General features: G+C 58.5%; 12 protein-coding genes. 2 read left to right on the top strand and 10 right to left on the bottom strand.

Annotation, left to right across the window (positions count from 1 at the left end; genetic code table 11):
- Positions 1–23 precede the first annotated feature (23 nt).
- The 8 genes from lepB to EC915_RS06745 form a co-directional block, all read right to left on the bottom strand.
- Positions 24–878, bottom strand: coding sequence for a signal peptidase I (lepB, locus tag EC915_RS06780; protein ID WP_133749761.1), 855 nt, complete (start codon positions 876–878; stop codon positions 24–26).
- Between the two features lie 9 nt (positions 879–887).
- Positions 888–2,684: a translation elongation factor 4 gene (gene lepA, locus EC915_RS06775; protein ID WP_133749760.1), complete on the bottom strand. Its 1,797-nt coding sequence runs from the start codon at positions 2,682–2,684 to the stop codon at positions 888–890.
- Between the two features lie 169 nt (positions 2,685–2,853).
- Positions 2,854–4,290, bottom strand: coding sequence for a DegQ family serine endoprotease (locus EC915_RS06770; protein ID WP_372237861.1), 1,437 nt, complete (start codon positions 4,288–4,290; stop codon positions 2,854–2,856).
- A 309-nt stretch (positions 4,291–4,599) separates the two neighbouring features.
- Complete coding sequence (locus EC915_RS06765) at positions 4,600–5,568, bottom strand: MucB/RseB C-terminal domain-containing protein (protein WP_133749758.1); 969 nt, start codon at positions 5,566–5,568, stop codon at positions 4,600–4,602.
- An 8-nt stretch (positions 5,569–5,576) separates the two neighbouring features.
- Positions 5,577–6,167 carry an anti sigma-E factor RseA C-terminal domain-containing protein gene (locus EC915_RS06760; RefSeq protein WP_133749757.1) on the bottom strand — a complete coding sequence of 197 codons (591 nt, stop codon included), beginning with the start codon at positions 6,165–6,167 and terminating at the stop codon, positions 5,577–5,579.
- Between the two features lie 33 nt (positions 6,168–6,200).
- Positions 6,201–6,782, bottom strand: coding sequence for an RNA polymerase sigma factor RpoE (rpoE, locus tag EC915_RS06755; RefSeq protein ID WP_037014368.1), 582 nt, complete (start codon positions 6,780–6,782; stop codon positions 6,201–6,203).
- A 535-nt stretch (positions 6,783–7,317) separates the two neighbouring features.
- Positions 7,318–7,782: a protein YgfX gene (locus EC915_RS06750; RefSeq protein WP_133749756.1), complete on the bottom strand. Its 465-nt coding sequence runs from the start codon at positions 7,780–7,782 to the stop codon at positions 7,318–7,320.
- Positions 7,766–8,020, bottom strand: coding sequence for a succinate dehydrogenase assembly factor 2 (locus tag EC915_RS06745; RefSeq protein ID WP_133749755.1), 255 nt, complete (start codon positions 8,018–8,020; stop codon positions 7,766–7,768). The genes EC915_RS06750 and EC915_RS06745 overlap by 17 nt, the downstream gene beginning before the upstream one ends.
- A 166-nt stretch (positions 8,021–8,186) precedes the next feature.
- Here EC915_RS06745 and EC915_RS06740 point away from each other — a divergent pair, with 166 nt between their 5' ends.
- Together EC915_RS06740 and EC915_RS06735 are read left to right on the top strand one after the other, a co-directional pair.
- A complete protein-coding gene (locus EC915_RS06740; protein WP_133749754.1) occupies positions 8,187–9,128 on the top strand; it encodes a folate-binding protein YgfZ in 942 nt (313 codons plus the stop codon).
- Between the two features lie 71 nt (positions 9,129–9,199).
- Complete coding sequence (locus EC915_RS06735; protein WP_133749753.1) at positions 9,200–10,021, top strand: HDOD domain-containing protein; 822 nt, start codon at positions 9,200–9,202, stop codon at positions 10,019–10,021.
- A 71-nt stretch (positions 10,022–10,092) separates the two neighbouring features.
- Here EC915_RS06735 and EC915_RS06730 read toward each other — a convergent pair whose 3' ends face one another.
- Both EC915_RS06730 and EC915_RS06725 read right to left on the bottom strand, forming a co-directional pair.
- Positions 10,093–11,508, bottom strand: a complete 1,416-nt coding sequence (locus EC915_RS06730; RefSeq protein ID WP_133749752.1) for a sensor histidine kinase — start codon at positions 11,506–11,508, stop codon at positions 10,093–10,095.
- Complete coding sequence (locus tag EC915_RS06725; protein ID WP_133749751.1) at positions 11,501–12,172, bottom strand: response regulator; 672 nt, start codon at positions 12,170–12,172, stop codon at positions 11,501–11,503. The genes EC915_RS06730 and EC915_RS06725 overlap by 8 nt, the downstream gene beginning before the upstream one ends.
- Between the last annotated feature and the right edge of the window lie 37 nt (positions 12,173–12,209).

The raw sequence follows: 12,209 nt of genomic DNA, 5'->3' as shown, positions 1-12,209 counted from the left end.
TGTCAGACAGCGCCGTATCAGCATTACTTGATCAGTCCGACTCGCGAGAAGTTGGGCAGGTGACTCAGCTTGGGCTCGGGCCAGCTCATCCAGACGGCGAAGGCTTTGCCGACGATATTCCTGTCGGGGACCATGCCCAGCTCGTCCTTGGGAATATTGGGGTCGTCCCAATAGCGGCTGTCGTTGGAGTTGTCGCGGTTGTCGCCCATCATGAAGTAGTGACCAGACGGCACTGTCCACTCGTGATCAGGCGGCGCGCGATAGCGGCTCATTTCCTGACGAATCTGGTGTTCGACTTCACCCAGTTTCTCGTTGTACAGCTCGGCGCTGCCCAGCGTGCCCGGCTCCGAACCAATCAGTTGCCTGGCAACCAGCTGCCCATTGATGAACAGCTGTTTTTCATTGGTGTAACGAATGACGTCACCCGGCAGGCCCACAACACGCTTGATGTAGTTGACGCTTGGATCGCTTGGGTAGCGGAAAACCATCACGTCGCCCCGCTGCGGATCACTGACCGGGATGATCTTGTAATCGACCACCGGCAGGCGAATCCCGTAGGAAAACTTGTTCACCAGAATGAAATCGCCCACATCCAACGTCGGCTTCATGGAGCCCGACGGGATCTGGAAGGGCTCGACCAGAAACGAGCGCAGCACCAGCACGATGAACAGCACCGGGAAGAACGACTTGCCGTACTCAACGAGTAACGGCTCCTTGTTCAGTTGCTCAACGACAGCAACATCCGGCTGGCTCACGCTACCCTGATAATTCGCTATCGCAGTCCGCCGCCGAGGCGCCAGTACGAGCAGATCGAACAAGGCCAGCAGACCGCATACGAATACGGCAATGACCAACAACAGCGGGAAATTTAGTGACATAGGGCCTGACTATTCCAACCTGAGCACTGCGAGGAAGGCTTCCTGTGGAATTTCCACGTTGCCGACCTGCTTCATGCGTTTCTTACCGGCCTTCTGCTTTTCAAGCAGTTTGCGTTTACGGCTAACGTCACCACCGTAACATTTGGCCAGTACGTTCTTTCTGAGCGCCTTGACGGATGCACGGGCAATAATCTGGCCACCAATGGCAGCCTGGATCGCTACGTCGAACATCTGACGAGGAATCAGTTCTTTCATCTTTTCCGTCAACGCCCGGCCTTTATAGGCCGCGTTGTCGCGGTGCACGATCAACGCCAGGGCGTCGACCTTGTCACCGTTGATCAGAACATCCAGCTTCACCAGATTCGCCGACTGGTAGCGATCGAAGTGATAGTCCAGCGACGCGTAACCGCGGCTGGTTGACTTCAGACGATCGAAGAAGTCCAGAACCACTTCGTTCATCGGCAAGTCGTAGGTCACCTGGACCTGAGTACCGAGGAACAGCATGTCATGCTGGACACCGCGCTTCTCGATGCACAGCGTAATGACGTTGCCAAGGTGCTCCTGAGGCACAAGAATGTTCGCCCGTACGATCGGCTCGCGCATGTCCTCGATGGCCGAGAGGTCTGGCAGCTTCGACGGGTTGTCGACATAAATGGTTTCACCGGTCTTGAGCAGCAGCTCGAAGATTACCGTTGGCGCAGTGGTAATCAGGTCCAGGTCGTATTCGCGCTCGAGGCGCTCCTGGATGATCTCCATGTGTAGCATGCCGAGGAAGCCGCAACGGAAGCCGAAGCCCAGTGCGTCGGAGCTTTCCGGGGTGTACTGCAACGACGAGTCGTTGAGGGTGAGCTTCTGTAATGCTTCGCGGAAATCTTCGAAGTCGTCGGAGCTGACCGGGAACAGACCGGCGTAGACCTGCGGCTGAATGCGCTTGAAGCCGGGCAGCACTGCCACATCCGGCGTCGAACTCAGGGTCAAGGTGTCACCCACCGGGGCGCCGTGAATATCCTTGATTCCAGCGATGATAAAACCCACTTCGCCCGCTTTCAGGTCAGCTGTCGCACTGTGCTTGGGGTTGAACACGCCAACACTGTCCACCAGATGGATCTTGCCGGTGGACTTGACCAGAATCTTGTCGCCCTTCTTCACGCGACCGTGGCGCACGCGAACCAGGGAGACAACGCCCAGGTAGTTGTCGAACCAGGAGTCGATGATCAGCGCTTGCAGCGGGTCTTCGATATTGCCCGTCGGCGCCGGAATGGTCTTGACCAGACGCTCCAGCACCTCATCGACACCCATGCCGCTCTTGGCGCTGCAGGCCACGGCGTCGGTGGCATCGATACCGATGATCTTTTCGATCTCTTCCTTGACGCGCTCCGGGTCGGCCTGCGGCAAGTCCATTTTGTTCAGGACCGGCATGACTTCCAGGCCCTGTTCGATGGCGGTGTAGCAGTTGGCTACGGACTGCGCTTCCACACCCTGACCGGCATCGACCACCAGCAACGCACCTTCACACGCCGCCAGCGAGCGGCTGACCTCGTAGGTGAAGTCCACGTGCCCCGGGGTGTCGATGAAGTTCAGCTGGTAGGTGATGCCGTCCTGAGCCTTGTAATAAAGGGTAACGCTGTGGGCCTTGATCGTGATCCCGCGCTCACGCTCCAGGTCCATGGAATCAAGCACCTGAGCTTCCATTTCACGCTCGGTCAGACCACCGCACATTTGAATGAAACGGTCAGCCAGCGTCGACTTGCCATGGTCAATGTGGGCGATGATGGAGAAATTGCGGATATGACTCAAATCACTCACGGATCAACACTCGAAAAAGGTTGCAGGCCGATTGCCCGCCGAAAAATAGCCGGGAATTGTACCTGAAGGAAGGCTGGGGCGTCACGCTCGCACGCAAGGACAGATAACCGACAGTCAACCGGATACAAAAAAGGAGCAGTCTGGCCGCTCCTTTTTCCTTTATGGCTGATTACTCTGCCAGTTTGAAGGTGATGAACGTGGCACGTCCCTGACGCAGAACCCGCATCGATACCGAACGATTCTTCGGCAGGCCCTTGGCCACTTCAGTGAACTGTTTGGCCGAAGTGATCGGTTGATTGTTCAGGTGAGTGATGACGTCACCGGTTTGCAGGCCGACCAGCGAAGCGGGACCTTCCTGGACGTCCTTGATGATCACGCCACCCTTGAGGTCCAGCGACTTAATCTGTTCGGCAGTCAGATCGGTGACCGAAACGCCGAGACGATTGCTGCTGCGCTCGACCCCGGTGTCTGCTGCACCCATCTCTTCACCCTCAGCAGGCAGCGCGCCGACTGTGACGGTCAACTTCTGACGCTTGCCGTCGCGAATCACTTCCAGTTCGGCCTTGCTACCGTCCTTGAGGTTACCGATCAAATGCGGCAGATCAGCGGACATGACGATTGGCGTGCCGTTGGCGCTGAGGATCACGTCTCCGACCTGTAAACCGCCCTTGGCCGCCGGGCCGTCATCCAGAACCTGCGCCACCAGGGCACCGGCTGGTTTGTCCAGGCCAAAAGACTCGGCTAGATCCTTGTTCACTTCCTGAATCACGACACCCAACCAGCCACGGTTGACCTTACCGCTGGCCTTGAGCTGATTGGCGACGTCCATCGCCACGTCGATCGGGATAGCGAACGACAAGCCCATGAAGCCACCGGAGCGGGTGAAAATCTGTGAGTTGATGCCCACCACCTCACCGGCCATGTTAAACAGCGGACCACCGGAGTTACCGGGATTGATGGCCACGTCAGTCTGAATGAAGGGCACGTACGTGTCGTTCGGCAGGCTGCGACCTTTGGCGCTGACGATACCTTTGGTGACCGAATGATCGAAGCCAAAAGGCGAGCCGATGGCCAGGACCCACTCGCCTACCTTGAGCTTGTCGGAGTTACCCAGCTTGACGGTAGGCAAGTCCTTGCCGTCAATCTTCAGGACTGCCACATCGGTGCGTGGGTCGGTGCCGATCAACTTGGCTTTCATTTCACTGCGATCAGAAAGGCGCACCAGAATCTCGTCGGCACCGTCGATCACATGGTTGTTGGTCAGAATGAAGCCATCGGCCGAAATGATGAAGCCTGAGCCCAGAGATTGCGCTTCACGCTGACGATCACCTTTGCCGGCACCGGATCCTGGCGCACGGGAGCCCGGCGGCATGCTGCGTTCGAGGAACTCGCGCAGCATCGGCGGCAGACCTTCGAGGTCGGGCATTTGCCCTTTGGCCACCGAACGATCCGGCAGTTTCTGACGAGTACTGATGTTGACGACAGCAGGCGATGCCTGCTCCACCAGCGAGGTAAAGTCTGGCAAGGCTTCAGCTTGCGCAGTGAGGACCTGACCGAGCATCAGCACGGCAGCCATCCAGGACAAATAAGTTTTAAAGCGTGGTATCGACATACGGCTCCCGTTCACAACGAGCATGGTTAAGCGGTACGAACCGATAGGTTCGAGGAGCATCTACACATCGCAGTCTTGCTCAGTGCATCGCTCTTAGCCAGTTTTACTCTCGATCAGCTTTCTGAAAGCCAAACGACAAAGGCCAGAGCCAAGGGCTGTGACCTATAGAAAAAAATGAGGGGGTTTGCAACCTGCAAAGCTGACCAAACATTTCAGCGTCTCGATCAAAGCCAGCATTCGCTTGGCTGGCGGGTTGCAACGCCAATATGAAAACTTCTTCATAGTGGGCTTCCAACTGTCAGGTTAATTCTTGCTGGTGACAGCAGGAGCGGCATCGGCACGCATGGACAGCGCGATACGCTCGGCCGTCCCGATAGGAATTTCACCCACCACGGTCACCATGGCGTCACCCTTGGGAGTGGTCAGGCGACGGGAAACCGCAACGGTCGGACCAAGCTGGGTGCGAATGTCGGTCATTGTCGCACCGCTGACCGGTTCGATGAACACCGAAAATCGGGCCAGACCATCGTCATACATGAGGCTTGTGACCAATGCTTTGGAGTCCGGATCCTTACGCGCGGCAGAGCTGCTGAGTTCGAATCCCGGCGGCAGCCAATCCGAGTGCCACGCAACCTGCTGCTTTTGAGGTTCAGCCTTGGTTTTGGCAACATCCACCGTCTTGCAGTCGGCGCTGGGTTGCAGCATCTGATCGGTCAGTGGCTCTGCGGTGTCGAACTCAGTGAACTGAAAGCGTTCCAGCAACTGCCCCTTGTCACTGAGAAGCAGAGACTTCAAGGGCAGCCCGGTTTGATTATCCAGATGCAGCTCCATGCCGTAACGGTGCTGATCACGTGGCGTGAGGGTAACCACAGTGGCTGGACGACCTGCAACACGCGAACTACCCGCCACCTTAATGTCGTACCATGCCGAAAGCTTCGCAGTATCGAAGACATGGATCGCAGAGTCGGGAACATTTGATACGCCTGCTTCAAGGGTGCCACTTACGCATCGGGTTGCACCATTGATGCGAAGGACCTCCAGAGCAGAGCCATCGAGCTGAAGCAAACGCTCCCGTACCTGACCATCAGCGACGCGATGCCAGATACGGTGAGTAGAGAAGCTTTCATTGCGTTCGTAGACGAAAGTGCCATGGAAGCTTTGCTGCTGCTCTGCTTGCGCAAGCCGCTTTAACGGGTCTTGCGCATCGGCGGCATTAACTGGAAGGACCAGCCATCCGCCGAGCAGAAGCGGCAATAGAGGGATGGCGCGCATGATCCTCCTTAACGGTTTTCCAGACTGGCAGCGCGTGCATATGGCAGTGCGCTTTCAGTGCCTTTCATTGCAGCTTGCTGAGCATGTTGACGCAGGTAGCCTGGCAGACGCTGATCGTGCCAGCCGGCCTGGTTCTGCAATACACCACTGGCCATAGGACCGGGTGCCTGCTCACCTTCTGTGTAACCCGCCAGAACTGCAGGGCCTTTAGCTTGAGGCATTGCGATGTTGGCAGGTTGAGCCGATTGCTGGGCCAGTTGGGCGCCCGCAATTTCATCCTGGTTGTATAGACGCACGCCAGCCAGAACGGCAACAGTAACCGACGCGGCCACAGCCAAACGACCAAGTGTACGCCATGGGCCGCGGCCGGCCTTCAGCGGACTGACCTCATCGGCGATTGCGGCAGATACGGCAGCCGAAATATCCAGGTGAGGCATCAGCAATTCTTTATGCATTGCCGCACGGGCAATTTGATAACGCGACCATGTGGCACGTGTATCCGCATCGTCGATTGCGCTAAGCACCCGACGTAATTCCAATTCGTCCGCTTCGTTATCCATCACCGCGGACAGCGATTCCTGCAGGGCTTCACGACTCATGGCGGTTCCTCTCATATGGCTATCGCCGCTGTCTCAGGTTTCCTGCAACAGAGGTTGCAAGGCTTTATCGATGGCTTCCCGAGCGCGAAAAATGCGAGAGCGCACGGTACCAACCGGACACTGCATGACGCTGGCAATGTCTTCGTAACTCAGACCGTCAAACTCACGCAAAGTTAGAGCTGTACGCAAATCTTCTGGCAGTAGCTGGATAGTCCGATGGACGGTGCCTTCGATCTCATCCCTTAGCAATGCACGTTCCGGCGACTCGATGTCCTTGAGGCCGTGATCGCCGTCGTAGAACTCCGCGTCTTCAGATCTGACATCGCTGTCCGGCGGCCGCCGACCTCGCGACACCAGATAGTTTTTCGCCGTGTTGATGGCGATGCGGTACAGCCACGTATAAAACGCACTGTCGCCGCGGAAGTTCCCCAGCGCACGGTAAGCCTTGATAAAAGCCTCTTGTGCAACATCCTGGGCTTCATGGGTGTCGTGGACGAATCGCACGATCAACCCAAGAATCTTGTGCTGATATTTCACCACTAGCAGATCAAAGGCTCGCTTGTCGCCGCGCTGTACGCGTTCGACCAGTTGCTGATCCTCTTCCTGGGTTAGCATGAACACTCCTCATAGAGCTCAAGGGAGTGTCGCAGAGGCTGCTTCACAGGCTTGCAAACATAGACTCGGGCTTTGCGCAAAAGTTCTCCCCCCTTCAAGCAAGTTTCCGGCAAGCGTCAGTAGCCCGCACGAAAAACGCAGCTCGAACCGGGTTCGGCTGCGTGAATAATCTTGTCGTCGAAAGCGCTTGCGCAAGAAGGTCAACCCTCTTGCAAAACGCCGACGCTGTCCCTTTATCGGCAACCCTCTATTGAACGTGTAGGTTTATGAAAAGTTCCCACATTTCGCTGGAGAGCGTAAGACACATACGGTGAGGCTTGTAGGATCCAATTCGAACTGCTTTTCGACCTTGAAATGCCCGGCAGACCGTGTGCACGATGCTGCGCTGTAGCATAATCGGCACCGCAGTGACTTACAGCTGCCATAAAATCCCGGCCATTGTGCCGTTACCAATGCTTACATACTAGTGGCCATATAGAACCGGTATAACAAGAGAGGAGCCGACTCGTTCAGCACGTCGTATGGGTGACTGGCACTATTCTGGTGCCGCCCACCTACGTCGGCTGAACTTTAGCCGCAGACGCAGACGTCGGTGCAGTTCAGGCGGCATGGCGTCCGCTGGAATGCAGACAGCCCTGACCCAATGCCGATTCAGCCAACCGCCGCCGAGACGAAACCGGAGCACCACGATGCCCGGCAAGGCCATGCTGTCGGGGCGCAACTGCACCGGCTGCCAACCGGCACGACGACTCCACAAGTGCCAGCCGCAACTGTCTCGTCGCAGGCCGGTGTAGGCGTTTTCGTCACTTAACAGAATGAATCGCGGCAACGAATGCAGGCCGTGAAGCAGACACGCCAACGCGCCGACCGATTTGGCCCAGAAAGAAATCTCAAGGAAGACAAGCGAGATCAGCGCCAGCGCCTGAGCACCGGCGTATGCCGTCAGCAGAGCCGAAGAGCGCTGCCAGCGGCATTCGAAACAATCATTTCGGTTGGACACGGTCCAGAATCATGCGAACCATGCGCTGAAGTCCGGGATCTTCCGATTCTCCGCGCTGCATGAACCAGACGAACATGTCCTGATCCTCGCAGGTCAGCAGGCGAACGTAGAGCGCGCGGTCAACGTCGTTGAGCGATGGGTAGACCTCTCTTACAAACGGCACCAGCAGGACATCCAGCTCGAGCATGCCGCGGCGGCTGTGCCAGAAGAGGCGGTTGAGTTCAATTTCTTCGACCATGGGGCGCTCCTCGAATTTGGCCGCGAGTATACAGGGGCCTCGCCTTGGGGCGTACCCGCACTTAGTCGCAGGCTTTTACACCGAGCCATTATCGAGACGTGGATATACCCATAAGCCAAGCCGGGCACTATGATGGTGCCCCAGACTTTTACCCCTGCGATGACTCATGGCCGATTCAACTTTCTTTTGCCCGCTCTCCCACGAAGGTGTGCTTGCCGTTCGCGGCGCAGACGCCAGCAAATTCCTTCAAGGCCAACTGACCTGCAACATGGGCTATCTCAGCGATGCCAAGGCCACGCTCGGTGCCCGCTGCACCCAGAAAGGCCGCATGCAATCAAGTTTTCGCATCCTGCTCGAAGGTGACGGCGTCCTGCTGGCGATGGCGCATGAACTGATCGAGCCGCAGTTGCTGGATCTGCGAAAGTACGCGGTCTTCTCCAAGTCCAAACTCACCGACGAAAGCGCGTCATGGGCGCGCTTTGGCCTGAGCAATGCCGACAGCACCCTGATGAACCTGGGCCTGGACCTTGGCCAGGACACCGATGCGGTGGTGCGCGCCAACGATCTGATCGCCATCCGCGTCTCCCCTGCCCGCGCCGAACTCTGGGTGCGCGCCGAACAGGCGGCGGACGTGCGCAGTCGCCTGGCCGCGCATTTGCCCGAAGGCTTATTGAACGACTGGCTGCTGGGGCAGATTCAAGCCGGTATCGGTCAGGTCTTCGCGCAAACCCGTGAAGAGTTCATTCCGCAGATGATCAACCTCCAGGCCGTTGGCGGCGTCAGCTTCAAGAAAGGCTGCTACACCGGCCAGGAGATCGTTGCGCGGATGCAGTATCTGGGCAAGCTAAAGCGCCGCCAGTATCGTCTGACGCTCGAAGGCAACGATGTACCGGAACCGGGCGCGGCACTGTTCTCCCCGGTTCACTCCAGCGCTGTAGGCAATGTGGTCGTTGCCGCCCGTGCCGGCTCAGGCATTGAGTTGCTGGCAGTCCTGCAGGCTGACGCGGTGGAAGATGGCAACATTCGGCTGGGCGCGGCGGATGGCCCGGCATTGCAACTGCGCGAACTGCCCTACACTTTGGATGCCAAACTCGAGACACAGCGTTGAGCCGCCGTTGCCTGGCCCCTGCCCATGCACGGCAGCGGTATTGAACGCGATGCCTTATCCAGAGATTCGATATGAGTAGCATGGCTGACGAGGTGCAGAGAGACCTGATCAAAGCGATCGACAAGGACGCCCTGTTTCTGCCAACCCTCCCTGAAGTAGCGATGAAGATCCGTCTGGCCGCCGAAGACTCGGAAATCAGCATCCAGGCCTTGAGCAGGGTCATCGGTAGCGATACTGCGCTATCGGCTCGCCTGATCAAAGTAGTCAACAGCCCGCTGCTGCGTCCGAATTTCGAGGTCAGTGATGTGCTGACTGCAGTTCGTCGTCTGGGCGTGAATTACACCTGCAACCTGGCGATCGGCCTGGTCGTGGAGCAGATGTTTCACGCCAAATCCCCGGTTATCGAAACCAAGATGCGCGATATCTGGAAAATGAGCCTGCAAGTCGCCGGGATCTGCAGCTTGCTCAGTCATCAGCGCGCTCATCTGAAAGCTGACCAGGCGACATTGGCCGGCTTGGTTCACCTGATCGGTGTACTGCCGATCCTGACGTATGCCGAAGACAACTTCGAGTTGCTGGCTGACCCGGTGAGCCTCAATCACGTGATCGAACGCATTCACCCGATCATCGGCGAACGTCTGTTGCGTTCATGGGATTTTCCCGACGCACTGTCGATCGTTCCGCGCCAGTTCCAGAACTTCGAGCGTACATCCGGCAAGGCCGACTATGTGGATCTGGTGCAGGTTGCTACCGTTCATGTGCACGATGTGACGGGCAAGCCTTACCCGAACCTCGACATGCTGGCGATGCCTGCGGCCATGCAGCTGGGGTTGAACATGGCCAACGGCGCGTTGATCGGACAAATGAACGAAGCCATGACGCTGCTGTATTGATCCATCCATGAGCATCGTCTTCGCAAGGCCACCTCGTTCAACTCACGCCCTGCGCTTTGCGCCGCTGCCGATTAACGCGCCTCGCCTTCGGGCATCGGGAACGTGACCCTCACCTTCAATCCCCTCTGTGCGCCGTCATGCAACGTGATCTGCGCCAAATGCGCCCTGCAGATTTCCCCGACGATGGCCAACCCAAGCCCTGCTCCCGTGCTCTGCTGCTGATGACGGTAGAAGCGCTCGAAGACCCGGTCGCGCTCGTGCAACGCAATGCCGGGGCCGTCGTCTTCGACCTCCAGCACGCAAGGCGAATGCACCCGCAGTACGACATTGCCGCCCGGGGGCGTATGCGCCAGAGCGTTATCGATCAGGTTGCTGAGCAATTCATTGAGCAGGGTTGGCTCGCCGCGCATCCATACCGCCTCCTCGGCTTCCAGCGCCAGCGCCACGCCTCTTGCGTAAGCCAATGGCGCCATGGCCATGCCCAGCTCTCGGGCGAGCTGACTGAGGTCAAGTGATTGCGCACCGCCCTCGGCGATAGCGCGGGCGCCATTCTCGATGCGTGCCAGTGAGAGCAACTGATTGGCCAAATGGGTCAGTTTATCGGTGCCGGTAGCGGCACTTTCCAGCGTGCTGCGCCAAACAGTCGGATCCTGAGCGCGCAGCCCCAGCTCAACCCGCGCTTTCAACGCCGCCAGAGGTGTTCGCAGCTCGTGGGCCGCATCGGCAATGAATTGGGCCTGGCGCTCGAACTGCATGCGCAAGCGCTCGGTGAAGTGATTGAGCGAGCTGACCAGTGGGCGCAACTCGTGCTGCACCTCTACCAGTGGCAAGGAGCGCAGGTCGTCGGGCTGACGCTCCTCCACTGCCGTGCGCAAGCGATCCAGCGGTCGCAAAGCGGCACTGACGGTGAACCACACCAGCAATAATGCCCCGCTGCCCAGCATCCCCAGACGCAGCAAGGTATCGGCCATCAGCCCGCGGGCCATGCTCACCCGCTGCTCTTCGGTTTCGGCCACGCGAATTTCGGCAATGCCATTCATGTTCGGCTCGCTGACGGCCTTGAGCAGGCTGACGACGCGCACGTCCTGCCCCTGGTAACGGGCGCTGTAAAACTTGGCCAGGGCCGGATAAGCGTCGGTGCGCGGGGTGCCCGGTGGGGGTGGCGGCAGGTTTTCATAGCCGGAAATCAGCTTCTGGTTGATGTCGTTGACCTGATAATAAATTCGCCCGGCGCTGTCGTAGGCGAAGGTATCAAGGGCTACATAGGGCACATCGGCGCTGAGGCTGCCGTCGCGCTCGGACAAGCCTGCAGCAATGGTCCGCGCCGATGCCAGCAAGGTGCGGTCGTACGCCGTATCGGCCGCTTCCCGACCGTTCCAGTAAGCGCTCATGCCGCTGGCGATCATCAACACCACAAGCAGCAGTCCCAGATTCCACAGCAGGCGCCAGCGCAGGCTCTTTTCCGCCGAAGGGAACGGATTAAGCATCCCGGCTTTCCAGCAGGTAACCCAGCCCCCGGAATGTCACGATGGCGATGGGGTGTCCGTCGAGCTTCTTGCGCAGACGGTGCACATAGATCTCGATGGCGTCGGTACTGGCCTCTTCGTCCAGGCCAAACACCTGCGCGGCCAATTGCTCCTTGCTCATCACCCGACCCGGCCGGGCGATCAGGGCTTCGAGCACCGACTGCTCGCGGGAAGTCAGGATGAGGGCTTCGTCCCCGAGGGTAAAACGGCGCGTATCCAGATCGTAGATCAGCGCGCCACACCGCTGCTGACGCTCGCCGCCAAGCACACTGCGGCGCAACAGCGCCTTGACCCGCGCCTCCAGCTCGGACAACTCGAAGGGTTTTGCCAGGTAATCGTCGGCCCCCAGATTCAGCCCGTGAACGCGATCCTTGACGTCGCTGCGCGCCGTCAGCATCAACACCGGGGTGTTCTTGCCCCGCGCTCGCAGTTTCGCCAATACCTCGAATCCGTCCATGCGCGGCAGGCCGACGTCCAGAATCGCCACGGCGTACTCTTCGCTGCTCAGCGCAAGGTCAGCGGCCACACCATCGTGCAGCACGTCCACAGTCAACCCGCTGCTCTTGAGGGCCAGCGCGACACTTTCAGCCAGTTGCAGATGATCTTCGACGAGCAGGACACGCATCGGTTTCTCCCGAGTGAGGCGTTGCAGGTGGAGGCGG

It is taken from the genome of Pseudomonas sp. LP_7_YM (assembly GCF_004364435.1).
Classification (GTDB): domain Bacteria; phylum Pseudomonadota; class Gammaproteobacteria; order Pseudomonadales; family Pseudomonadaceae; genus Aquipseudomonas.
Note: the sequence above shows the minus strand (reverse complement) of the source record. Positions and strands in the feature narration are given on the sequence as shown.

Excerpts from the sequence above, each read along its gene's own strand:
- rpoE (WP_037014368.1), bottom strand. The coding sequence starts at position 6,782 with ATGCTAACCCAGGAAGAGGATCAGCAACTGGTCGAACGCGTACAGCGC.
- lepB (WP_133749761.1), bottom strand. The coding sequence starts at position 878 with ATGTCACTAAATTTCCCGCTGTTGTTGGTCATTGCCGTATTCGTATGC.
- EC915_RS06725 (WP_133749751.1), bottom strand. The coding sequence starts at position 12,172 with ATGCGTGTCCTGCTCGTCGAAGATCATCTGCAACTGGCTGAAAGTGTC.
- EC915_RS06735 (WP_133749753.1), top strand. The coding sequence starts at position 9,200 with ATGAGTAGCATGGCTGACGAGGTGCAGAGAGACCTGATCAAAGCGATC.
- EC915_RS06730 (WP_133749752.1), bottom strand. The coding sequence starts at position 11,508 with ATGCTTAATCCGTTCCCTTCGGCGGAAAAGAGCCTGCGCTGGCGCCTG.
- EC915_RS06760 (WP_133749757.1), bottom strand. The coding sequence starts at position 6,167 with ATGAGTCGTGAAGCCCTGCAGGAATCGCTGTCCGCGGTGATGGATAAC.
- EC915_RS06765 (WP_133749758.1), bottom strand. The coding sequence starts at position 5,568 with ATGCGCGCCATCCCTCTATTGCCGCTTCTGCTCGGCGGATGGCTGGTC.
- EC915_RS06745 (WP_133749755.1), bottom strand. The coding sequence starts at position 8,020 with ATGGTCGAAGAAATTGAACTCAACCGCCTCTTCTGGCACAGCCGCCGC.
- EC915_RS06740 (WP_133749754.1), top strand. The coding sequence starts at position 8,187 with ATGGCCGATTCAACTTTCTTTTGCCCGCTCTCCCACGAAGGTGTGCTT.